Consider the following 24,992-nt stretch of genomic DNA (forward strand, 5'->3'; position numbering starts at 1 on the left):
TTACCTTCAACATATATAATGAGAGGTCTCTACTAACCTCAACAAGAGGCCCGGAGCCGCTTCACTCCCGGCTTTATCTATGTAAAGCTCTTTTATTATAACATACAAAACGCGTGCTTGCTATCATATTTGCAGCAAAATGCGGCAATCTACATTAAAAAACATTAATATCTCCGCAAGATTTAGCAGGCAAAACAATGCGGCATCAGAGAACTATGGTACTATAGAATAGTGCTATAAGAAGTGGGCCCAGAACACAGCCAGACAGACTTAACAGTACCGGAAGATCATGATATGATGGTCGCAGTGCGTTTGCTCGTGGATAGACAAACGAGCGACACTCATAAACCGTATCGAAGAATAACAGTCCAGTGCATTTGCTGATGAGAGAAATGAGGGATAACCATGTACGTGTACTATATCTTGCGCGGAACCGTAAATAAGGAGCCTGTCGAATTGGAAGGTGATGTAGATGACGAGCAGTTTCCCAATGTAGACCGTACCGAAGGAGCCGATGTCATTCAGGCGGTGCTAAAAAAGCTGGCTGATGAGGGGGAGCAGGGCGAATGGACCGAGTGCGATCTGACCAATGAGTACTTCGATCGTGATGATACCTACGTGTTCTTCAACAAGAAATGGATACGCCGCTCAGATGTGCCATTGACGAATACGCGCTAAAGAAAGGCTATCGCTATGCCCGTACTCGCAGGCTGGCTAACTGGCGAACAGGTACCACGGGAGGTCATTGAGCAGACGCTCTCGGCGATGGGCGAAGTCCTGGCGAACCATGGTGGGACGCCGGCCCATTCTATCTATCCCGGCGCGGGCTTGATCGCTTTCGCTGATACGGCTTACGCGCAGCAGCAGCCAAAGGAGCCGCCGGTGCTGGACTGGGTGCCCGATCGGCGCACGCTCGTCTATCGGCGTCCACTCTCGGGCATCCATCCACTTTTTTATATCGAGAACTGGCCGGCCGAAGGCAATCTGATCTTCGCCAGTGAGATGAAGGCCCTCTTCGCGGTGGGAGCCCCCAGGCGTCTGCATATGGCGGCCCTGGACGCACTCTGGCGCTATGGCTCGATCCCGGCCCCCTGGACCGCCTTTAAAGATATTCAGGTGGTTCCTGCTGGTTCGATTTTGCGCTGGCAACACACCAAAACGGTCGTCAATCCTGCCAGCGATTTCGCGCTGGAGACCACACAGCCGTCCGCTGACACACTGGAACAACTGGACGCCTTGCTCAATCAGGCCAGCCACGATCAACTCCCCCCACATGAACAGGTGGTAGCCTTGCTCAGCGGGAGCCAGGCTTCATCGCTGGCCGCGGCCCTGAGCGCGAGACAAAAGGAACAGAAATTTGCCAGCACAACGCTGAGCGCCAGCAAGAGGCAGACGACAAAGGGCTGGAAAGAGGTACAGGCCGTCGCGGATACGCTTGATCTGCCGCTACTGGCGATCACCGCGGTAGATCAGCCCGAGTTCTGGCAGGCAGCGATTTTGGGACTGGAAGCGCCATGCTGCGACAGCCGCCCTCTGGCGATCCACCAGCTATTGCATACAAGCGCGGTAGAGACCGGGGCGCGCGTCGCCATCAGTGGCCTGGGTGCGCAAACCCTGCTGGGAGCGACCACCGGCCAGCTTGTTGATGATTCAGCCAACGATCCGCTGGCCAGCTATCGCCAACAACATTCACATCAGCCAATACGCGCCGGGCAGCTGTGGTCGTCCGACGTCAGACAGATGCTGCCCACGGTTGAAGCCTGGGAGGATACGCTGCACGCGCGCAAGCTGCAGCGACGCGCCCAACAATATCCTGATAGACGCCATGGGCTGTATTATTTAGACCTGCATCTGCGGCTGGCGAATGAACTGGTGTATCCTTTCTACCAGCTCGCCACCCAGGAGCGCATGGCGATCCGCTCACCCTATCTCAATGCCCACGTCATGACATCTATGATCGCCAGTTCTCCCCTGCTCAACAACGATCCCGCGCTTAAGAACACGCTGGATAGCCTGCTGCAGCGCTATATGCCAGAAGCCTCCCGTTCTCCCAACGAGCAGCCCCTGACCATCCCGATCACGTCCCTCGCTCTCTATATGGAGCCTGGCGATGAGCTGTTTGACCTTACCCTTGCTCCGTCCGCCATTCGGCAGCGGAACATATTCAACCCGGAGCTGGTACGGGACCTGCAGCAGCGCGCGCTCAAAGAGGTCGTTGCCAGCCGGGCACTGGTCTTTATCTTTACCACACAACTATTCTGCCAGATCTTTGGCATCGAAGAACTGGCCTGAACAACACACAATGATGCGGAGATACGGCGCATCCAGCCTACTCACGCGCCGTATCTCCGCATCATCAATGATCTACGCCTTCGATTTCAGATGCCGCCTGGACATCACCATGGTCGGCCGCCCAGCGCAGGGCTTCACCGGCCAGGTACAACGAGCCGGTGGCGCAGATCAGGTCAGACGCGTCCGCCAGGTCTGTGGCCAGGTCCAACGCCTGCTGACAGGTCTCGGCCAGGTGGACCTGGACCTGAGGCGCGTATTGCTGCAATAACGTCTGCAATTCCTCTGGTCGCATGGCGCGCGGGTTGTCGGCATGGGTCAGGATGATGGAGTCCACATCAGCCAGTTCCTGAAGCATGTGCGCGATGTCTTTATCTTTATTCACTCCTAGTACGATCAACAAACGGTGGGGATCGAAGGTGGCGCGCAGAGAGTGCAGCAGCTTGTTCATGGAGTCGGCATTGTGCGCCCCGTCCACCACAATGGTCGGCTCGCGCCCAACGATCTGCATACGCGCCGGCCAGTGGACAGCGGACAATCCGCTGCGCAGCGCCCGCTCATCCCATGCAATCCCTTTCTTGCGCAGCTCTTCTAGCGTGGCGACCGCGACCGTCGCGTTTTCTACCTGGTGCTCCCCGAGCAATGGCGTCTCCAGATCGCTATAATCGCCGGTGGGCGTCTGAATCGAGAAGCGCTGCCCGTCCTCGCGCTGCTCAAGAATCTGGTAGCGGTAATCCAGTGGGGGCACCTGTCCAGTTGCCACCTCGGCCTGGGCGGGATCTTCTCCCATAGCGCCAACCCGGACCATGCGCGCATTACGCTGCCGGGCGATAGAGGTGATCGCCACCAGTGCTTCAGGTGACTGCGCGGAGGTCACCACCAATCCATTGGGTTTGATGATGCCGGCCTTCTCAGTGGCGATTTTTGTCAGGGTATCGCCCAGGATGCTCATATGGTCATAGCTGATCGAGGTAATCACCGAGACCAGGGGCTGCGTTACATTGGTGGCGTCCAGGCGCCCTCCCAGTCCCACCTCCACCACGGCGTGCTGGACATGCTGACGCGCGAAATACAGCAGGGCAAGGGCTGTGCCGATCTCGTAGGTGATGAAGGGACCATACTGCTGGCTGGCCTGCACCTTCTCAACGGCGGCCTTGATCTCGGGTACCAGGTCCGCCAGTTCCTGTTCGCCGATTAAATGACCGTTGGTCTGCGAGCGCTCACGAAAGGTATGCAGGTCCGGCTGCGTATAGAGTCCTGTGCGCAGCCCTGCCTCGCGCAAGACGCGCTCGATGTAGGCCGCCGTCGATCCTTTCCCCTTGGTGCCCGCGATCAGCGTGTTACTGTATTGCAGATGGGGATTGTCTAACTGCTTTAATAGCTCAACCTCGCGCAAAATATTCTCGTTGCGATCTCTGGTATATTTGCCGCTGCGTTCATAATCCGTAAAGCTATAGATATAGGCCAGTGCCTCTTTATAATTCACAATTATTGCTCCCTTTTATGCCTCCGAATGCGGAAAGGTGCCGCGAACAATGGCGTCGCTCATCTTTACCACTCGCATCATCTCGCGTACATCGTGTACGCGCACGATATCGGCCCCCTGCGCGATGCCCAGGGCGACCGTCGCGGCGGTTCCCTCCAGGCGTTCTTCGGGAGGCAGGCCGCCCAGCACCTTCCCGATGGTGGATTTTCGTGATGTCCCCAGCAAGAGCGGTCTCCCTAAGAGGCGTAACTCGCCCAGGCGCCGCAACAGGGTCAGATTCTCATCGGGAGTAACGCCGAAGCCGATGCCCGGGTCGATAATGATGTGCTCCCAGGCAATACCAGCCACCAGAGCGCGTTCAATGGCGGCGGATAAAAAGCGCGTCACGTCGCTGACGATATCGTGCTTATGGTAGCCACGCATATTGGCCATCAGCACCACCGGAACGCCATAAGCATGGGCAACCTCGGCCATAGCCGGATCGTGCTTGAGTCCCCAGATGTCGTTAATCAGGCTGGCGCCCGCCTCCAATGCATTCGCGGCCACCTCGGATTTGTAGGTATCGATTGAAATAATCACGTCCGCGGGCAGGCCGGCACGTAGCGCCCGGATCAGCGGGACCACGCGCTCGATCTCCTGCTCCGCGGTCACGGTAGCGGCGTTGGGACGCGTCGACTCGCCGCCGACATCGATAAAGCGCGCGCCTTCCGCGACAAAGTGCTCCGCCCTGGCGACCGCGCGCTCGATCCAGCCATCACCCGTCTGCAGGCCATCACCAGAAAAAGAGTCCGGGGTTGCATTGATAATACCCATCACATAGGTCTGCTGACCCCAGACGATAGTATGGTGAGCCCATTGTGTTGGAGGGAAAGAAGCCCCCACGAATAAAGACATCAGTGAACCATCCTTTTACTCAACATCTTACGCTGTCTGCTCATAGAAGGGCAAGACTCTATCAACGCCTGTCTGTATACGATTACATAGTGATAAGAGAGGATTACCGATGGTCAACAAAGGACAGCAATAGGTCTTTCAGGCCGTTCGACAACGAGTTCGCAACCTGATTCGTTATACCACACAGATAATCAATGCTATACTTACCTATAAGCACACTTTGAAACATCTTATTGTACAGATATCGATCACAGCAGCATGTGGTCGCGCAATAGCGATATGGAAGAAGAAAAGCATGCCAAAAAGCAATGAGGCCAACCAGTATCAGCGCAGCGTGAACGCGGCTCGTCGTTGCCATGAATGCAGTGAAGAGGCGCTCGGGCGCTGTCCCGATTGCCATATGTGCTTCTGTCAGGAGCACTTCCCGAAACAGCAGCACTCTCCCTGCGCCGAAAAGCAGATGAAGCTATCGCAGACCCAGGTCTGCTATGTCTGCGGCACCCAGGTGTATCCGGATCAATGGTCCTTGTCGAAAACCACCCACTATGTGGACCAGTCCAACTGCCGGGGCTGTGGTCGCTACATCTGCGACGACCTGCATACCCAGAGCAAAGATGAAGATGTCATTATCTCACGCGAAGGGTTGCGCGGCCATCGCTATCAATACATCAACCGTTACTGCGACATGTGTTCACCGCTCCGACGCGTTGGCGGCATTCGGGGTGTAACCCGTGGCCTGGTAGTAATCGGGACCATAGCCGCAGCGGTGTTCTTCTATTTACACCCGTAAATATACATTCTCATTGCAGATTCATCAGAGGAGAGAAAGGGGACGAGGGCGCATAGCGGATAGGCGCTATACCATCTCGTATCGTCATATTCATGGTCTTATCGACAACTTTACAATCTATGTTGCTCAGGCATCAGCATTCGATTGACACCTTGCTGCGGGCAACGCTGGATAGGGTCACATCGGGGTCAGGGGTGTCTGCCCTGGACGCTTATTATGGGCAGATGCGCTACCATCTGGGCTGGGTAGATAGCCAGTTGAACCCTACCAATAGCAATCCAGGCAAGCTCTTGCGTCCAACCTTGCTCTTACTGGCATATGAGGCTGCCGGAGCCTGGGGATTGACCGATGGCAGGGAGACAAGCGATGCTGGCTATCTACAGCGCGCGCTACCCGCCGCGGTGTCGGTTGAACTCACCCATAACTTTACGCTCATTCACGATGATATCGAAGATGGCGATACCGAACGCCGCCATCGCCCCACCATGTGGACGCTGTGGGGAGTTCCCCAGGCCATCAATACCGGTGACGGCATGTTTGGTCTGGCGCGCTTCGCGCTGTGGGGCGTGCTAGAAAATGGTGTAGAAGGTGATATCGCGGCCCGCCTGGGCGCCGTCCTGGACCGCACAGTCCTGGAGATCGCGGAAGGACAATACCTGGACATTAGCTTCGAACGGCGCCTGGATATTTCTGTCTCGATGTATATCGATATGATCGGTCGCAAAACCGCCGCCCTGATGCGCTGCTCAGCTGAGATGGGAGCGATGATTGGAACACGCGACGCGGACACAATCGAGCGCCTGGCCACCTTTGGACAGGCAATCGGGGTAGCATTCCAGGTACGCGACGATCTGCTGGGCGTATGGGCGTCGGCGGCGGAATCAGGAAAAACACGAGCCGGTGATGTCTATCGCCGCAAGAAGAGCCTGCCGATTCTCCACGCCCTGGAACACGCCAATCCACAGGACCTGCGGACGCTGCAGGATATCTATCAACAGGAAGCGGAGATCAAAGCAGAGCAGGTAGAGCAGGTGCTGGCGATTTTCGAGCGCACGCAGACGCGGGCCTACTGCCAGAGCTTCCTGCAGCAGCATTGTGATGCCGCCTATGAGGCGTTGAACGCGGTCCCCCATGTCAATAGCACAGTCTCTACTCGCGCGCTCGGCGATATGCGCACCATGGTACAATTTATCGAAGCCGCCGCGCATTAATCACCTGAACATAAATGATGTCGTATATGATTTCAGAGCGAGCAAGCAGACTATCCTCCCGGAAGTCTATACGACATCCCATAGTATGACCTGGTTGCCAGTGGCCGTAGCTATCTGTTTGCTGGTCGGCGCCCAGGTGATACTATGCACAGTATTCGCCAGCTTCTGCTGAAAGATCTGCTTCATCCCCTGGTTCACCTGGAACAATAAAAGTGTGCCATCATTGGTGCCAACCGCCAGCAGACGCGCATCAGGCGACCAGGAAACGGCTCGGATAGGGAACTTCGATAGCTGCAGGCGCTGCGGAGCATCACGGCAGATCTGCCCATTATTGGCGCACATCAACGCATCGCGCCAGATGCGCACGATCCCATCATCCCCGCCCACAGCCAGCTGGACGCCGTCAGGCGCGAAGGCCAGCGCGCGCATCGACTTCGCGGCATCAAAATAATAGCCATGAATGTCCTGTGCCTGGGTTGCGTTCCAGATGCGCACGGCGCCCCCTTGCGAAGCAGTAGCTACCGTCTTGCCGTCTGCGCTCCACGAGACAACCTCAATGGGAACGGTATGCCCCTGATAGGTCTGGAGTGCATTGTACTGATTGCCATCCCAGACAACTGCTCGTTTATCGTCACCCACTGAAACCACGCGCATCCCATTCTGGGTCGCCCATGACAATCCATTGACCATCTTCGTATGCCTATGGGTTGAACGGGCCAGGCGCTTGCCAGTCGTGATATCCCAGAACGCCACCTGTGTGTTGGCTCCCGTTACCAGGCGTGTGCTATCGGGGGACCACGCCAGAGCCTTGACGGCGGCAGGATGCGCAATATCGCGCTGCACATTGCCCTGCATGTCCCAGATGAAAACGTGGGTGTCATCCGAGCAGCTGGCCAGCAGATTCTGCGCAGGAGCCCAGCTGACGTTGCGCACGATCTGCTGATGCCTGGTAAAGGTCAGACGTGCCTTCAGCGTTGTGGTATGAGCCACCGGAGGTTTTGGGGGTGTACGTGGGGTGACATGCGTTGTCATGGGAGTGGTATGAGCAGTAATGAGATTCTGAAGAAATGGTATCTTCACCCAGCCACGATATGCCGCGTAACCCGCCCCGGCACCACCCACACCACACGCGGTCCCAACGGCGGCGAGAAACACACGCCTGGATACCCTACCAGGCTTTTTGATGCCTTCGGTATCTGGTCCAGAAGCGGGCTGGCTGCGGCCAAGGGCCGGCAAGATGGTATCATCGACCAGGGTTTCAGATGAGTGCAACGCAGGATCAAACTGCGGCTTCCCCGCCACAGGCGAAGCGATTGGGGCAATCGGCACCTGTATACCGCCTGTCCTTGATGAATCTAACATCAAGCGCATGCCAGGCAGGATACCGGAAGCGGTCAGGGTCTTCTCAGGTGCCAGAACACGGCCACTGGAGGCATGACGCAAGGTATAGACAAGCGGCTTCCCGAACAGGTCATATAATGGTAATTGTAAAACAACCACCAGTTTAGGGAGCAGCATGGAGACAGGTACATCCATCGCCACAATTACAGGACGTACTGCTCCAAAAGTATCTTCTTCTATGAGGATCTCAGATTTTTGCATCTATATACCCCAATCCATCTTTCTCTAAAATAGAGTGTATCATGGCAGGTTTGCATTTTTCACCCTTATAAGTAAAAAAGGCTAGTAGAAATGCAAGTAGATATGAAATAACCCAACCATAGAAAAAGTGAAGCAAACGCGCGGCAATACTGAGCGGCTTCTGTGGTATGATAAATATACACATTTGCAAATGTATTTCATCAGGAGAGAGGGCATGAGCAACCGGGTTCAACGGGTGTTTATCTGCGCAATACTTTTCCTCGGTAGCGCCTTGATAGCCAACAGTACGCCAACGTATGCGTATAGCACGACAACAAACCAGGCACATTTCGTCCAGCAACCAGCAGGAAGTAAGACGATGCCAGTAGTAGAGCCGGATTATATCTACAACCAGCTCTATACCATGGCCACCAGTTTTCAACACCGTGAATCCGGCTATGATAAGCAGCTGCCGGTCAAAGTAAACGGACACGATGAGTTTGCCAATTACTGGTCACAGGAGATAGTGCGCGATCTTCAGGGCTTTGGCACCACCAGCTATCGCGATGATTTCTCCGTGCGCGGATGGCGCTCGCGACCCACCACGGCGCCGGGCACCAATGTTGAGGTGACGGTACCAGGCTCCCTGCATCCAGAACAGATCATCGTGATTGGCTGCCACTACGACGGCATGGCCACATCCACCCAATCCGCCAACGACGATGCCAGTGGCTGCGCGATAGAGCTGGGCATCGCCAGAGCCCTGGGAAACTACTGGCAGCAACAGCATGTCGCGCCACAGCGCACTTTGCGCTTTGTCCTGTTCGATACCGAAGAGCAGGGTCTCTACGGCTCCTATCACTACGTCAACGCAACGGTAAACGGGGACCTGAATAATATCGTGGCCATGTTTAATGAGGAACAGAATGGCATCGCCTATCCTCTCCGCTACCTCGGGCAGCTACAAAATGCATTGATGCCTTTCTATGTTGAGCTCTCACCCGTCAGCGGCCCGCGCAGCGCACAGATCAAGCAATTCAGAGATTTGATGGCCACTGCGGTTCCAGCTGTTTTTCAGCAGATACGCCAGCTGGGCGTCCAGACGCTAAGCTATCATGACAAGAACGGGCATGATGTGGAGCAGCCAGTCTTTACCCCCGATCAGCTGAACAATGTAAAGCAGGAGGACGATAAGATAGGTTCCAGCGACCAGGTTCCCTTCACCGAGGCTGGTATTCCATGCGCCACCTTTGTGGGCAACTCAACCTATTATGATTACAGCGCGCCGCGGGCATCATACCCGTTTGACCAGCCCACGGACACCATCCAGCTCATGAATACCTTTGCCTCAGGCAACTCGATCAGGTCCGCCGCCCTGACGCTGGCCCTGGCGCTCCCGGCCATGCTGACCACCTGGATGCTCCAGCAACCATCCATGCTGGGAGAGTCCGCCAGCAGCGGACATCCCTTAATAACCATGGGCGATATCGCCAGGCTGCAGACTGGGAACAACGTGACCTTTACAGCTCAGGCGGCGCAGTCGCTCAAAGCAGAGGATGCTCCAATATATCACTGGGACTTTGGTGATGGGCAAAACGCCAGCGGCACAAGCGTTCACCACACCTATGCCAGCGATGGTACGTACACGCTCACGCTAACAGCAACCACGAAAACAGCTGTACAGCGCATAAGCAAAGAGCTTACGATAGGCGCGCATAATCCAACGTATCCCAACCAGTATGATCGTTTTTATTCAACGGGCATTCCTCCCACAAACAAGATCGTAAAACTACCAGAGCCCGATGGAACGCTCTCTGACACGGTACAACTGGCGCCACAAGCGCTGTGGACCACGGCCCTGGCATCAGGGCCAATGGGCAAAGAAAAGGAGCAATTACAGCAGGCAACAACTGCCCCCTTGCCATCTCAGAAAAAAAGAGTCTATGATACCTGAGCCCTTCCTCTTCTTGCTCATTGCATTGGTGTTTTTACTTATTCCTGGTATCATTGGTAGCGTCATCTTGCGCAAACGCAGGCAACAAGATTGAGAGGTATGGATAAAGTACACAGTAAAGCTTGACGGCGCTATTCATAATAGACGTAGGTTGACTAGATAGTCACGCAAAAAAGACCTGAAGAAATAAGGCAACAACTTGACCCTAAGCCGGAGATCTACTATATGACAAAACCAATTTATGTAATGGGACATAAAAATTCCGATATGGATTCTGTCGCCTCTGCCTATGCATATGCGCATCTATTGCGCGCACAGGGGGAGGACCAGGCCATTCCAGCACGTCACGGGGACCTGAAGCCAGAGATCCGCTTTGTCCTCGATCGCTTTCATGTGGAACCACCTGAAGCACTGGAAGACGTTTATCTACAGGTACGTGACGTTATGCGCCGCGGCATTATTTCTGTATATGTCGATCAACCGGTGTTTGAAGCTGGACAATTACTACAGGAACACAATCGAGGATCGATGCCGGTCGTCGATAAGGATAATTATGTTAAAGGCATGATCGCGCATGATGATCTGGCCAAATTATTCTTTAATGATCTGGATCCCCTATCCCTCAATCGCATCCCGTTGATTCGCGACAACCTGGTGCGTGTGTTGAAGGGCCGCATCCTGGTTGAAGGGCGCCGTGAGCTGGGCAACCGCGTCCTGGTTGGAGCGATGGAAGCCGAGACGATGGTCGATTATATCGAGCCCGGTTGCCTGATCATCATTGGCGACCGTGAAGATGCTCAACTCATGGCCATCGAGGCTGGCGCGGCCGCGCTGGTGGTTACCGGCGACCTGCTGGTCTCTGAACGCACCCTGGCAGCCGCCCGTCAGCATGGGGTAATGGTGATCAGTACCGCCCACCATACGTTTACGGCGATTCGCCTGATCAACCTGAGCATTAAAACGCAAGAGATTATGAACCGTGAGTTTACGTTTTGCCACCCCGATGATCATATGAGCGATGTGCAGCCGACGCTGGCACGTCTGCGCTCCATGCCTGTGGTGGACAATCAGGGGAAACTGGTCGGCTATATCTCGCGCACAGATTTGATTAAGGCCCGTCCGAAACGTGTCTACCTGGTCGACCACAATGAGCAGTCTCAGGCGGTCGATGGCATCGAAGAAGCTGAATTGTTGGGCATCATCGACCACCACCGCATCGCTGACGTGCATACAAGCAAGCCAATTCTCTTCCGTGCCGAGCCGGTTGGCTGTACGGGCACCATCATCACGGGTCTCTATCATGAGGCCGATGTTGAGATTCCCAAAGATGTGGCGGGCCTGTTATTGGCCGGCCTGCTCTATGATACCCTGATCCTGCGCTCCCCCACCTGCACCGTGCGCGACGAGCGTGTCGCCGCCGAACTGGCCGCTATCGCGGGTGAAGATATTGAAGAGTATGGGCAGGCGATCTTCGCCGCTGCCGCACAGGATCTGGCCGAGAAACCGACCGAGGCCCTGATCACCTCTGACTTCAAAGAATTCACCGTGCGCGACCACAAATTCGCCGTTGGCACGGTCGAAACCGCCAGTCCATCCAGCATTGAATCGCGCATGGATGAGCTGAAGGAGACCATGAAACATATCGCGCAGGAGCGCGGCTACGTTTCATTCCTCTTTATGATCGTCGATATCATCAATATGCGTTGTCACCTGTTGATCTGCGGCGGCGAGGAGGCGGTGGCAGAGGCCTTCAATCGGCCTCTGGAGTCCGATGGCAGCTCTATTATCGTTGAGGGTCTGGTATCGCGTAAAAAACAGGTTGTGCCACAGCTCACCCGCATTGAAGCCTTACTCACTGAAACGGCTAACGTGCGGTAATTAGCTTGTAAAGCTTGTGCTCTTGCCATGTGACATTCGCTATGTTACACTATGATACGACTTGGATACTCCTTGTTAGGTAGAAGTAACTATTGCAAATTTTTAACAATTGCTCCGCAGTACGCAGTATGTCCATTTTTGTAGTTAAAATTCAATAGTCCGCTTCTACCATGGTTCGGTCACGATGTACCTGCTATCAATGTTGATACGCAAATAGCTTCTTATCTTCTCATAAGGAGGACATTTTTATCGTGAGCAACTATATCTGGGTTCCAATCGTAGTGGGAGTTCTTGCTGTAGCGTTTGCTGGCTACCTGGCCAGCTATGTATTGCGCAAAGATACCGGCACTCCTGCCATGCAAAAGGTTGCAGACGCTATTTTTAAAGGGGCAATGGCGTTCCTCAACCGGCAGTATCGTACTATCGCTCTCCTTTCCATAGTGGCGGCGGTGGTGGTTGCAGGGGTACTCTATCTTCTTAGTAATGGAAGCGAAGCCGCAAAGTTTGACCTTGCCTGGCGTACGGCTATCGCCTTCCTGATCGGCGCGTTATGCTCAGGAGTTGCCGGCTACATTGGCATGTATGTTGCGGTAAAGTCTAACAGTCGCACGGCCAGCGCCGCGACCCGCAGTCTGGGCGAAGCCTTGATGGTCTCGCTGCGCGGTGGCGCGGTCTCTGGTTTCCTGGTGGTGGCCCTCTCACTGCTGGGTGTCTCCCTCATCTTCCTGCTCTATAGCATCGGTAATACCATCGATAAGGTTCCGTCCCTGATCGTTGGCTTTGGATTCGGGGCCAGCTTCGTGGCGCTGTTCGCGCAGCTCGGAGGCGGCATCTATACCAAGGCAGCCGATGTGGGAGCCGACCTGGTCGGTAAGGTTGAGGCAGGCATTCCAGAGGATGACCCGCGCAATCCGGCCGTTGTCGCCGACCTGGTGGGCGATAACGTTGGTGACTGCGCCGGTCGTGGCGCCGACCTCTTCGAATCTACAGCCGCCGAAAACATCGGCGCGATGATTCTGGGCGTCGCCCTCTACCTGGCTACCAAAAATCCCGGTTGGATCCTCTTCCCTCTGGTGGTGCGTGCCTTTGGTTTGATCGCCTCGGCCATTGGCTTGCTCTATATCAGGCCGTCGGTCGTCATCGAGCCGGATAAAGCGGCCGGTCGCGATCCAGGCGAGATCGCCATGAAACAGCTCAACATTGGCTACTATATCACCTGCGCCCTTTCGGTGATCGGAGTCTTTGTTGTCAGTTACCTGATGCTTGGTGGTGAGTCGCTGCGCAGCAACAGTCTACCCGCCTGGACCTGGTTTGGTCTTGCTGGGACCGTTGGTATTCTTCTTAGTATTGCTTTTGTTTATATTACCCAATATTACACGGCCGGCACCTGGCGCCCGGTACGCGAGATCGCCAGTGCGACGCTAACCGGACCCGCCACCACCATCATTACCGGTATCGCGGTCGGTTTCGAGTGTACCGCTCTGCCGGTACTGGCTATTGCCGCTGCCCTGGGGCTCTCCTTCTTCTTTGGCAGCCAGGTCACCATTCCAGTTAGCGCCAGCATCAATCCTGGCGTGATCAACGTTGGTGGCATCTTCGGCACCGCGGTAGCGACGATGGGTATGCTGATGAGCTGTGCCTATATCCTGGCCATGGATACCTTCGGACCCATTACCGATAATGCCGGCGGCATTACCGAAATGAGTGGCGAGGCGGAATCCGTGCGCGATATCACCGATGCGCTGGATGGCGTTGGCAATACCACCAAGGCTCTGACCAAAGGCTATGGCATTGGTTCGGCCGCCCTGGCCGCCTTCCTGCTCTTCAGCGCGTATCTGGATGTGCTTTACTCCTATAAGAAGACACCGGATGTGTATCGCGTTGACCTGGCCAATATCCTGGTGTTTATCGCGGCCCTGATCGGGCTGACCCTGATCTTCTTCTTCAGCTCCCTGGCCATCCGTGCTGTAGGAGAAGCCGCCAAGCGCATGATCGAAGAGGTGCGCCGGCAGTTCCGCGAGAATCCCAAGATTATGGCCGAACGGGTTGAAGACAGGGTCGATCCTGATTATGCCCGCTGTGTCGATATCAGTACCCGCGGCGCGCTACGAGCTATGATCCTTCCTGGTGTCGTGGCGGTCCTCACACCGGTCCTGGTGGGTGTCATTCTGGGACCACAGGCGGAGGCGGGCCTGCTGATGGTTGGTACGATGGGCGGTATCGTACTGGCCCTGGTGCTCAATAACGGTGGTGGCGCCTGGGACAATGCAAAGAAATACATCGAAGCTGGCTATCTGCGCGTCAACGCGGATGGCGAGATGGTAGCTCGTAATGATACCAGTGGCGTCGTTTTAGGCAAGAAGAGTGAACCGCATAAAGCCAGCGTCGTTGGTGATACCGTCGGTGATCCCTTTAAGGATACCGCCGGCCCCTCACTGCACGTGCTGATCAAGCTTTTGAGCACCATCACCCTGGTGCTGGCACCACTGTTCATTGCTCTCCATCCGTAGGTATTCCATCTATTATTGATTAGCAAAGGCGTTCTCGATCTCGGCAAGGGGTTCGGGAACGCTTTTTCGCTGCATTTTTTTATGGGGTTAGGACGCGCCCGGGTATGGGGCCGCTTCGCGACAAGCCAGGGCAAGCCTGGCACCTGCGGCGGGGATATGTTCCGCTTTCATTCCTCTCTCACGTATAAAACATATTGAAGACATAAAAATGAGGAGGGATGATGGATCATTCATCACCACACCGGAATATACGCGCATGGTCATGGCTATGCGCCTGTCTGCTGCTCTGCCTGATGCTGCCAGGATGCAGCAATTCATCGGCGATTACCATCAGCAACCCTAGCAGCGCCACGCCAGCGCCTTCAGCGGCGACCGATATGAGCATGAGCAGTTCGGGGAGCGCGGGACTCAAACTCTATATCGAACCCGACGCGGGCGAAAAGGTGATTACGAACGCAATCAGTGGCGCGAAGAAGTCGGTCTGGCTAGAGATATATCTGCTGACAGACAAGAAGGTTATCAATGCGCTGGAAGATGCCGCCCACCGTCACGTTGACGTGCGCGTCATGCTGGAGGTACATCCATATGGCAACGGCTCGGTCTCACCCCAACAGACCCTGGAGAAGCTACGGGCGGCAGGCATCAAGACGCAGGCGACCAGTCCCGATTTCGCGCTGACCCATGAAAAAGGGATGGTCATCGATGGTCAGACAGCCTATATCATGACCAGCAACTTCACCAACGCGGCCCTCGGCAACAGCAAATATACGCTCAATCGTGAATATGGCATCATCGATAGCAATGCGCAGGATGTGAAAAGCGTGCAGAACATCTTCACGGCCGACTGGAATCGTCAACCATTCAAGCTCAATAATTCACGTCTGGTGGTCAGCCCGCTCAATTCTCACTCAACCTTTCTCTCGCTCATCGGGAGCGCACAGAAATCAATCAGCATCGAGGCGGAGGAGATGCAGGATAGCAAGGTGGAGCAGGCCCTGACGACCGCAGCACGGCGTGGTGTGAAGATTCAGGTCGTCCTTCCTGACTCCTCCTCCAACGATAGCAACCAGGAAGGCATCACCACCATCAAAAAGGGAGGCGCCCAGGTTAAGCAGGATAAGCGCCTGTACATGCATGCGAAGATCATCATAGTCGATCAACACAAAGCCTTTGTAGGCTCTGAGAATATCTCAACTGCCTCACTGGACAAGAATCGCGAACTTGGCATCGTCGTATCCGATGCCTCTGTTATCAATGCGCTCAGCCAGACGTTCCAGAGCGACTGGCAGGCATCTCAAACAGCCTGAGTAGCACATAGATACACAAACAGATGGCGGCAGTAGCCTTGCTAAGACAAGCGCTCGTGATGGACATGATCTTATAGATCGTGGTAGGATAACATCCAGCAACCAGGAGGCAGGCCCGCATAGACCTGATACACAACTTCATACACTGTTTACCTGTTTTTGGGGAGAAGAAAGAAGACTCCCCCACTCACAAGACGACACGCAAAGGAGTTTTAGCATGGTTACTGAGGTCGCTGTTTTTATCGCGTTACCAGGCAAAGAAGAAGAGCTCGGTCAGGGAATTATTCAGGGCATCGAGTTTATTCGCCAGCATCCAGAATGTATTTCGGCCAATGCCACCCGTTGCCTGGAGAAACCAGGCCGCTATATGCTATCCGTTGTCTGGTCTTCCCTGGAAGCCCATGTCAACGACTTCCGCAATAGCGCGCTGTTCGCGCAGTGGCGCGCGCCCATTAGCGGTCTGTTTGAAGAAAAACCAGAAGTTTACCACTACCAGGCGTACTAAAAAGAATTAGCTAGAAAGAGAGTACGTACACAAACTTTTGGCAGGAGAGAAAAGCATATGTCAGATGTCCATGATGGGCGCACAGAGAGCGAGCAGGTAGAGAATACTGCGCATGCGCCGGAACAGGCGGGAGAAAAAAACGCGGAGGAACAGCTAGAGACCCATGTGGCTGGACTGCGGCATCAGATTGAAGAGGCAAACTATCAATATTTCGTCAATGATAATCCAATTTTGACGGATGCCGAGTATGATCAGTTGATGATTGAGCTTCTGCGTATTGAGCGTGAACATCCTGAATTGCAGACGCCTGATTCTCCCACGCAACGCGTGGGTGCGGGTCCGATCCAGGATGTTCCCCAGCATGTCCATCCGGTACCCATGCTCAGCCTGGCCAATGCACGCAGCGAAAAAGAGCTCCTGGATTGGCATCGGCGCGCGCAGAATATTTTGCCCAACGCGACCTTTAGCTATGTTTGTGAGCTAAAGATCGATGGACTGGCGATGGCTCTGACGTATGAAGAGGGGCGCCTGGTGACCGGCGCTTCTCGTGGCGACGGCATGGTAGGTGAAGATTGGACGCCCAACGTGCGCACGATCCGGACCATTGCCCATAAGCTGCGCGGCAAACATGTCCCCTCTAAAGTTGAGGTGCGCGGCGAGATCTATATGCCGATCAAGAGTTTTGAGCAGCTCAATGAAGAGATGAGCGATACCCGCTTATTCGCCAATCCGCGCAATGCCGCCGCGGGTTCACTGCGCCAGAAAGATGCGCGCATCACGGCAACCCGCAACCTGAGCTTCTTTGGCTATCAGATCGGTTATGTCAATGGAATGCGCATCAACAGCCAGTGGGAAGCGCTGCAGATGATTAAAGAATGGGGATTTCCCGTCAATCCTCATATTGAGCTTGCGCCGGATCTCGATGCGGTCATGGAATATTGCAATAAGTGGGAGAAAGAGCGCTTTAATCTGCCCTATGAGATTGATGGGGTGGTCATCAAGATCAATGACCTGGCCCATCAGGAAGAGTTGGGGACGGTAGCCCGCGATCCGCGCTGGGCCATCGCCTTTAAGTATCCTCCCATCCAGGTTGCCACGAAGCTTCTGGACATTCGCGTCAATGTTGGTCGCACCGGCGCGCTGAATCCATGGGCGGTGTTGGAGCCGGTCAATATTCGCGGCGTGACAGTCTCACGAGCGACGTTGCACAATGAGGGCGATATCCAGCGCAAGGACCTGCGCATCGGTGACTGGGTGCTGGTCGAGCGAGCCGGAGAAGTCATCCCCCAGGTCGTTAAGCCAGTCGTGGAGCGGCGTACCGGAGAGGAACAGGTCTACCATCTGCCGGACCGCTGCCCGTTCTGCGATACACCCATCGTGCGCATTCCAGACCAGGCGATGGCCTACTGTCCCAATAAAGAGTGTCCAGAACGCATTCTGCAAAGCGTGATCCACTTTGTGTCCAAAGGAGCGATGGATATCGAGTCGATCGGCGAGAAGATGGCTGAGCAACTTGTCAATGCCGGCTATATCAAATCCCTCTCGGACTTCTATCACCTGACCGAAGAGCAACTGCTGGCTCTGGAGGGCGTGAAGAAGAAGAGCGCGGACAACATGCTCAACGCTATCGAGACCAGCAAAAAGCGACCCTTCTGGCGCGTACTCTTTGGTCTGAATATTCGCTACATCGGTGAAAAATCGGCCCAGCTCCTGGCCACCGCCTTTGGCAGCATAGACGCCTTGAAGCAGGCCAGTGCCGAAGAGATCATTAAAGTGCCCGGCGTTGGCCCTGAGATCGGTCAGAGCGTCTATAGCTGGCTGCAGGACAGTGATAACCTGGCCCTGATCGAAAGGCTACGTGAGGCGGGTCTGACGCTCGAAGAGAAACCCGTCGAGCAGACCGGTCCCCTGGTGGGCCAATCCTTCCTGCTCACGGGACGCCTACATACGATGGCCCGTGGGGCCGCGGAAGAGGCTATTGCCCGGCTGGGCGGTAAGATCGCGACCGGCGTCAGTAAGTCGCTCAGCCACCTGGTTGTGGGCGAGGATCCAGGCTCCAAACTGGCCAAGGCGCAAAAAGCAGGCGTGCCCATTCACGATGAGGAGTGGCTGGTCAATCTGCTCAAGGAGCACTCCGAAGTTTAAATACAGACCAACGATAGGGATGATGGTATCGACCATCATCCCTTCTTTTCTTTTTGGGCTCCTGCGACTAGGCCGGCAATACACGCGACTGGGATAAGAAATGCTGCGCGCCCTGATCGATGCCAACAATATAGGTCCCCTGAAAGTTCTTTATCACCGTTCCACCATTATTGTCAGTTTCAGTGGCTGAGAAAGTCACGCTGACGCTATAGGTTCCGTTATCCCCCGCCGTGGCATCAATACTGGTGATATCATCGTGACGCGTATTCGCATACCCCTGCGCGAACTGATCGTATGGATTCTTATCCTGATAATCCTTTGCCCAGTGGTTGTAAGCTCCCCTATAGTTGCGCTGATTGATATCGTCAAAATAGCCCCGTACAAATTTCTGGGCACTATCGGCGGTTACTATCGGTGTAGGAGTAGGCGTCGGCGTAGGTAAAGTCGTTGGGGTCGCGGTTGGTTTCGCTGGCTGTGTCGTAGGAGTAGGATTTTGCCTGGTCTGGCCAAACGTACCCTCGATAATCCGAGGCGCAAAGATGACACCAACGATACACAGCGCCGCCACGATCACGACAGCCAGCAGCCAGCCCTTCCAGGCCGAGGATCTTCTACGCGGTTCTACGTATTGACTTTGATTATAGGCTTGACTGTGATTGTAGGCGGTCTCGGCCTCTTGTAGATGGTAGTTCGGCGGCCATCCCTGGGACCCTGGGTAGGCATTGGCACCGGGATAAGAAAAACCACCATGCGGCGTCTGTGACGGGCCCACAGGCTGGTTATAGGGAACCGGCCCTTGAGAAGCATTTGAGGGATAAGAAAGTGGCGCGTTGGGCATGCTGCCATGCGGTGTGTGAGGCGCGTAGTCAGGCCGTGACGCATCGACTGGATAATAGTTGGGTGCCGAAGGGTGCGAATTGGGAAACGCATAGTTGTTTTGCGCGGGCTGCCATTCAGGCGAAGAGATCGAGCGTGAGGCATTAGCGGATCGTTCGGTAGCCTGCAATCCCTGTGAAAGCGAGTTTGAAGCGCCGATAGCATGGCGTACAGCTTCGACCATCTCACGCGCGGATTGATAGCGGGCGGCCGGGTCCTTGGAGATCGCCTTCTGCACCACCGCATTGAGGGCCAGCGAGAGACCTGGGTTTACCTGGAGGAGTGACGGTGGCTGATCATTAATATGCATGGCCGCGATGAAGAGCGGCGAACCACCCTGGAAAGGTACCTGGCCGGTCAGCATCTGGAACAGGACAATCCCCAACTCATAAAGGTCAGCACGATAATCGACGTTGCGTCCCTGCACCATCTCGGGCGCCATATATTCAACCGAACCAAGAAACTGTCCCACCGCCGTTAAAGAAGGGTCAGACAGGTTGCTCACATTGCTATCACGCGTAATGCGCGCGATACCAAAGTCAACCAGTACCAGGCGGCCATCCGCATGGAAGAGCATGTTGCCAGGCTTAACATCGCGGTGCACGATCTTATGGTCATGGGCATATTGCAGAGCAGATCCGGCCTGTTCGATATATTTGAATGTCTCTTGAGGAGAGAGACGGCCTTTATTTTCCAGCAGAGTGCGCAAACTGCCACCCGTCAGATAGGGCATTACCAGGTAGGCCAGCCCATCCTGTTCCGCGTACTCATAGATCGGTAGAATGTTCACATGGTCGAGCTGAGCAATAACATTGGCCTCGCGGCGGAAACGGGCCAGAAACTCCTGGTGAGCCTCGGAATAGATGCCCGCACCCGATCGTAACACTTTGACCGCCACATCACGCACGGGACGCGTCTGGTGCGCGCGATAGACCACCCCCATCCCACCAGAGCCAATGACTTGCTCCAGGGCACAGGTTCCGAGTTGTTTCCCGATGAGGTGATCATTACTTTCCATGAAAAAATATCCACTTCTTTAATTTTTTGTATGCTTTAGCATACCCTTAGCCAGGGTACTCGTATATACACCACCCTCATCTGCATAGACGTGATACCCATCCACTATTTGCTTGTGATTTGTCTGGCCGCGCCACGCTCTCTCAAACGCTGTTCATTTCTGCCTCGGCACGAGGACTTCTCTCTTAGAAACGATAAAATGCTTGCGAATGTATCAAAACAGGGACCGGTCTGTTGCGCTCTGGCGATGTAGCTACATCCGTAATTTATATGAAATAAGCCAAGCAAGTCAAATGCGACACTGACCCGCCTGGCCCATCACGCTCTTATTTACATGACGCTTAGACGTATTTCATCTCTACGTAACGGGCACGCAGAGCATTAATCTGCTGCTTCACGTTTTTGCCGCGTACGCTCTCGTGAATCAGCTGCGCCAGTTCACCCATAGAGTGCTCGTCCATACCGAAGCGCGTCATCTCGGATACGCCGATGCGCAAACCCGAAGGGTTGCGCGGATCAGCATCCCCGGGCAGCATGTTATAGTTGAGGATGATATCGCTCTCCTCCAGCCGCTTCGCGACCTCGACGCCTCCACCCCATTGCGCCACATTGACGGCGATCATGTGGCTGCGGGTATAGCCGAACTCGCGCGCCTCCACCGGTGTCCCCAGTTCATCCAGGCTCCGTCCCAGCGCCTGCGCGTTGCGCACAATCTGCGCCGCGTATTCATGGCCATAGCGCTGCATCTCACGCGTGGCGATCAACAAGGCGGGCAGGGTATGCAAATGATGATTGCTCGATGAGCCAGGGAACACGCCCCGGTCGGCAGGTTGCCAGTATTTTTTGATGGCGGCGGCATCCTCCAGGTTTGATAAGATAACACCACGTTGCGGACCCGGAAAGGTCTTATGTGTGCTACCGGTCATCCAGGTCGCGCCTTCCTGCAAGGGAGACTGGAACTGTCCGCCGGCAACCAGGCCCAGCACGTGTGCCCCATCATAGAGAACCGGGATCTCTTTCGTTTTACAGAAAGCAGCGATCTCTGAAACAGGCTCGGGGAATAAAAACAGACTCTTTCCCAGGATCACCAGTTGTGGATTGAGCTGATCAACCAGTTCAATGGTTTTCTGGGCATCTACATGATAGCGATCTTCCGTCAAGGGCAGATAGTGAAGGTTGATCGAATGCTCACCACCGATTTTAAGCGACTGGCCGCGATTCTGAATACGTCGACCAAACACGCCGACCGCTCCATGGCTGATGTGGCCACCCGCGTCGGTCGAATTCGCGATCACGGTATCACCGCCGCGCAAAACGCTCAGGGCCAGGGCGGTATTGGCCGCGTTCCCGCTGATCGGGCGCACATCCGCCTGCCTGGCGTGAAAGAGCTTCAATAGTTCCTGCTCCGCCATGCGCTCGATTTGATCGATATAGCGCGTCCCCTGGTAATAGCGATTCACCTGCTCGCCCTCGTTGGGATGTCCTTCTGCGTAGCGACCCATAAAATCAGACGTCTGAACGCGCCGCACCGCCTCACTGGGGGTATTCTCGCTGGCAATCAAGTTAATCGTCTGCGTCTGACGCCATGTATCCTGTTGCTGAATAATAGCTTCAATGTCATGTATGTCGATGGTCATATCTGCAAAGCTCCCTTCCGCTAACCGCGTCGAACAAATATGCTTTCAGTATAGCACAACGTTTTTGTGAGCAGTTACCCGCGTCAACGGCGCTGCATACCAGTAGACAGGCACGAAGAATGGGTCTTACTTTTTCACTATCCTGGTGGCGCGTGATCGTCCCCACACGCGCGTCCGCTACGCGGCCGCGCTGATTTTTTAGGGTGGTGCATGGGGATGCGCAAATGCGCATCCCCATGCACCACCCTAAAGCTGAATGGTATGTGAGCATCATAGGTCCATTGTATGTTAGTGCAGCAGAGGCGCTCCGAGCGCCTCTGCTGCACCAACATACAAAAACAGTGCGGCCGCGTAGCGGACGCGCGTGTGGGGGCGATCACGCGCCACTAACATGACAAAAATCAAGCACACGCTAAAAGATATTTTAAATATGAGCCATCGATGTGTCGATAATAGTGAAAATAGAGCCTTGGTGCGGCACCCGTTGGCAGGATTTTGAAATGGCGCAATTATGCATAAAATAATTTTTGCATTAAATAAACAAAAACGTGCAAGATAAAGAAAAAAGCGCCGCTATATCGTGATTTGATGTGCAGTTGAACATGTTGCGTAATTTTGATATACTAGGTCTACACCTACGAAATGAGATGGGATAAGTGCACGACTTTTCTCAGTACCGCAAACAGCCATTCGCGTGGCCGCGCCGCACCGGTGGTCTATGGCAGACCCCTCGACATTCGTCTGATCAGGCCATTGCTGCGTAGAAACTCAGGAGGATTGGGTTTTATGAAGGTTTATCCGGCGGAACACATTCGCAACGTAGCGCTCATTTCTCACGTTGGAGCTGGCAAAACATCCCTCATCGATGCCGCATTGTATGATAGTGGCGCAGTCACCCGCCATGGAAAAGTAGATGAGGGCACCTCAGTCGTTGATTATGATCCTGAAGAACTGAAACGACGCATGTCTTTGCAAGTTAAAGCCTTGCCAGTGGAATGGGACGACCACAAAATTAATTTTATCGATACTCCTGGCTATCCCGATTTCGTCGGAGAGGTAAAGGCGGGCCTGCGCGTTGCCGATGCGGCACTGGTAGTGGTAACCGCGGAAAAAGGGGTGGAAGTAGGGACCGAACTTACCTGGCAATATGCTAATGAACGCAACCTTCCCCGTATCGTCCTGGTCAATAAACTCGATCGCGAAAATACCTCATTCGAGCAAGCTTTGACTTCATTGCGCAACCAGTTTGGTTCCAAAATTGTTCCCCTACAACTCCCCATTGGCGAACAGGCGAGCTTTAATGGTGTGGTCGACCTGGTAACGCAAAAAGGGTATACCTTTGAGGGCGGCAATAGCGTACAGGAGGTTTCTGTCCCATCGCAACTCGAAGAGCAGATCGCGACGTATCGCGAACAATTAATCGAGGCGGCCGTAGAGAGTGACGACGCCATCATGGAGAAGTTCCTGGAGGGTGAGACGCTCAGTGATGAGGAGATCAATGACGTCATCAAAAAAGGGACCCAGAGCGGCACGATCATCCCGGTCCTGTGCGGTTCGGCCAGCAAGAATATCGGCGTTCAGACGCTTCTGGATACCATTGTAAACTACCTACCCAGTCCACTGGAGGCAGTGGCTGAAGATGTCTCCGCCTTTGGTGATAATGTCTCCGCCTTTATCTTTAAGACCACGAGCGCGCAGGCAGGCACGATCTCTTCGTTCCGCGTCTTCAGTGGCACGCTCAAATCAGATATGCATCTCACCAATGTGGGAACCGGGGCTGATGAGCGCATGAGCCAGTTGACCATCCAGCATGGGAAGACGCAGGAACCCGCCACAGAGATCCCCAGCGGCGATTTCGGGGCGGTCGCCAAGCTGTCAAACACCCATACCGGCGATACACTGACGAGCAGTAAAGAGATCACCACATCAATCGAGCCGATTAATCTGCCGCTCCCGTGCTATACCGTCGCGATTGTACCGCATAGCCAGGCCGACCTGGACAAGATGAGCAATGCTCTGGCGCGTATCATTGAAGAGGATCGCACCATTCGTGTCTCACGCGACCCCGAGACAGCCGAAGTGCTGCTGTCTGGAATGGGTGAGACGCATATCCAGATCCTGGTTGAAAGCATTAAACGCAAATACTCGGTTGACCTGCAGACCCATGACCAGCGCATCTCGTACCGCGAGACGATCCGTAAGAAGGTACGCGCCAATGGACGTCATAAGCGTCAGAGCGGCGGACATGGACAGTTTGGTGATGTGTGGCTGGAGATCGAACCGTTGCCACGCGATAGCGAGCAGCCCTTTGTGTTTGAGGATAAAATTGTGGGTGGCGTCGTGCCGGGTCAGTTCATCCCCGGCGTCGAAAAGGGCATTCGTGAATCGCTCAAGCGGGGCTTTATCTCGGGTCACCCAATGGTGTACGTCAAGGTGGCGCTGGTGGACGGAAAGTATCACCCGGTAGACTCCTCGGCGCAGTCGTTTGAGGTCGCCGCCTCACTGGGTATGCAAGAAGGCGTGCCACAGGCCAACCCGGTGCTCCTGGAACCAATCATGAACGTGACCATTGAGGTGCCGGAGCAAAACATGGGTGACGTGATGAGCGATATCAATACCAAGCGCGGCCATGTGATGGGTATGGAATCGCTGGAAAATGGGATGCAACGTATCACGGCCGCGGTTCCACAGGCAGAGATGCTGCACTATGCCACCGATCTGCGCTCGATTACGCAGGGACGAGGCAGCTTCAGCATGGAATTTAGCCAGTACGCGGAAGTACCGCCAAACGTCCAGCAAGAAATTATAGTCTCGCACAAGAAACAGGAAGAAGCCGCCCACAAATAACCGGCATGAAGAAGAGGAAGGCGACCATCCCGGCCGGGGTGGTCGCCTTCCTCTTCTTCATGCCG

Annotated in this window: 16 protein-coding genes; 11 read left to right on the forward strand and 5 right to left on the reverse strand. The window is 54.8% G+C overall.

Annotated features, from left to right (window positions below; all coding sequences use genetic code 11):
• Positions 1-456: 456 nt before the first annotated feature.
• Positions 457-678, forward strand: coding sequence for a hypothetical protein (locus AABA21_RS18465; RefSeq protein WP_338252741.1), 222 nt, complete (start codon positions 457-459; stop codon positions 676-678).
• Between the two features lie 15 nt (positions 679-693).
• The gene (locus AABA21_RS18470) at positions 694-2,292 is read left to right on the forward strand and encodes an asparagine synthase-related protein (RefSeq protein WP_338252743.1); all 1,599 of its coding nucleotides are present in this window, start codon (positions 694-696) and stop codon (positions 2,290-2,292) included.
• Positions 2,293-2,356: 64 nt separating this feature from the next.
• Here the strand turns inward: AABA21_RS18470 and AABA21_RS18475 are convergent, their stop codons facing one another.
• Together AABA21_RS18475 and folP are read right to left on the reverse strand one after the other, a co-directional pair.
• Positions 2,357-3,775 carry a bifunctional folylpolyglutamate synthase/dihydrofolate synthase gene (locus AABA21_RS18475; protein WP_338252746.1) on the reverse strand — a complete coding sequence of 473 codons (1,419 nt, stop codon included), beginning with the start codon at positions 3,773-3,775 and terminating at the stop codon, positions 2,357-2,359.
• Positions 3,776-3,790: 15 nt separating this feature from the next.
• Complete coding sequence (folP, locus tag AABA21_RS18480; protein WP_338252748.1) at positions 3,791-4,669, reverse strand: dihydropteroate synthase; 879 nt, start codon at positions 4,667-4,669, stop codon at positions 3,791-3,793.
• Positions 4,670-4,964: 295 nt separating this feature from the next.
• On the opposite strand from folP, the gene AABA21_RS18485 reads away from it, so the two are divergent.
• Both AABA21_RS18485 and AABA21_RS18490 read left to right on the forward strand, forming a co-directional pair.
• A complete protein-coding gene (locus AABA21_RS18485; RefSeq protein WP_338252751.1) occupies positions 4,965-5,459 on the forward strand; it encodes a hypothetical protein in 495 nt (164 codons plus the stop codon).
• 119 nt (positions 5,460-5,578) lie between these two features.
• Positions 5,579-6,670, forward strand: coding sequence for a polyprenyl synthetase family protein (locus AABA21_RS18490; RefSeq protein ID WP_338252754.1), 1,092 nt, complete (start codon positions 5,579-5,581; stop codon positions 6,668-6,670).
• A 66-nt stretch (positions 6,671-6,736) separates the two neighbouring features.
• Here AABA21_RS18490 and AABA21_RS18495 read toward each other — a convergent pair whose 3' ends face one another.
• Positions 6,737-8,272, reverse strand: coding sequence for a WD40 domain-containing protein (locus tag AABA21_RS18495; RefSeq protein WP_338252756.1), 1,536 nt, complete (start codon positions 8,270-8,272; stop codon positions 6,737-6,739).
• A gap of 214 nt (positions 8,273-8,486) precedes the next feature.
• Here AABA21_RS18495 and AABA21_RS18500 point away from each other — a divergent pair, with 214 nt between their 5' ends.
• The 6 genes from AABA21_RS18500 (at position 8,487) to ligA (ending at position 18,550) form a co-directional block, all read left to right on the forward strand.
• Positions 8,487-10,205: a M28 family peptidase gene (locus tag AABA21_RS18500; RefSeq protein WP_338252758.1), complete on the forward strand. Its 1,719-nt coding sequence runs from the start codon at positions 8,487-8,489 to the stop codon at positions 10,203-10,205.
• Between the two features lie 225 nt (positions 10,206-10,430).
• Positions 10,431-12,083 carry a putative manganese-dependent inorganic diphosphatase gene (locus AABA21_RS18505; RefSeq protein WP_338252760.1) on the forward strand — a complete coding sequence of 551 codons (1,653 nt, stop codon included), beginning with the start codon at positions 10,431-10,433 and terminating at the stop codon, positions 12,081-12,083.
• Positions 12,084-12,334: 251 nt separating this feature from the next.
• A complete protein-coding gene (locus AABA21_RS18510; RefSeq protein ID WP_338252762.1) occupies positions 12,335-14,593 on the forward strand; it encodes a sodium-translocating pyrophosphatase in 2,259 nt (752 codons plus the stop codon).
• 218 nt (positions 14,594-14,811) lie between these two features.
• Positions 14,812-15,900 carry a phospholipase D-like domain-containing protein gene (locus tag AABA21_RS18515; protein ID WP_338252764.1) on the forward strand — a complete coding sequence of 363 codons (1,089 nt, stop codon included), beginning with the start codon at positions 14,812-14,814 and terminating at the stop codon, positions 15,898-15,900.
• A 217-nt stretch (positions 15,901-16,117) separates the two neighbouring features.
• On the forward strand, positions 16,118-16,405 hold the full coding sequence (locus tag AABA21_RS18520) for a putative quinol monooxygenase (protein WP_338252767.1): 288 nt from the start codon (positions 16,118-16,120) through the stop codon (positions 16,403-16,405).
• Positions 16,406-16,462: 57 nt separating this feature from the next.
• The gene (ligA, locus tag AABA21_RS18525) at positions 16,463-18,550 is read left to right on the forward strand and encodes an NAD-dependent DNA ligase LigA (protein WP_338252768.1); all 2,088 of its coding nucleotides are present in this window, start codon (positions 16,463-16,465) and stop codon (positions 18,548-18,550) included.
• A gap of 67 nt (positions 18,551-18,617) precedes the next feature.
• Here the strand turns inward: ligA and AABA21_RS18530 are convergent, their stop codons facing one another.
• Positions 18,618-20,444, reverse strand: coding sequence for a serine/threonine-protein kinase (locus tag AABA21_RS18530; RefSeq protein WP_338252770.1), 1,827 nt, complete (start codon positions 20,442-20,444; stop codon positions 18,618-18,620).
• 340 nt (positions 20,445-20,784) lie between these two features.
• Entirely contained in the window at positions 20,785-22,080 is a 1,296-nt protein-coding gene (locus AABA21_RS18535) for a serine hydroxymethyltransferase (RefSeq protein ID WP_338252772.1), read from the reverse strand.
• A gap of 786 nt (positions 22,081-22,866) precedes the next feature.
• On the opposite strand from AABA21_RS18535, the gene fusA reads away from it, so the two are divergent.
• Positions 22,867-24,927 (forward strand): elongation factor G, encoded by a 2,061-nt coding sequence (gene fusA / locus AABA21_RS18540; RefSeq protein WP_338252775.1) that lies wholly within the window; start codon positions 22,867-22,869, stop codon positions 24,925-24,927.
• Positions 24,928-24,992 lie beyond the last annotated feature (65 nt).

This window comes from Dictyobacter halimunensis (genome assembly GCF_036245075.1).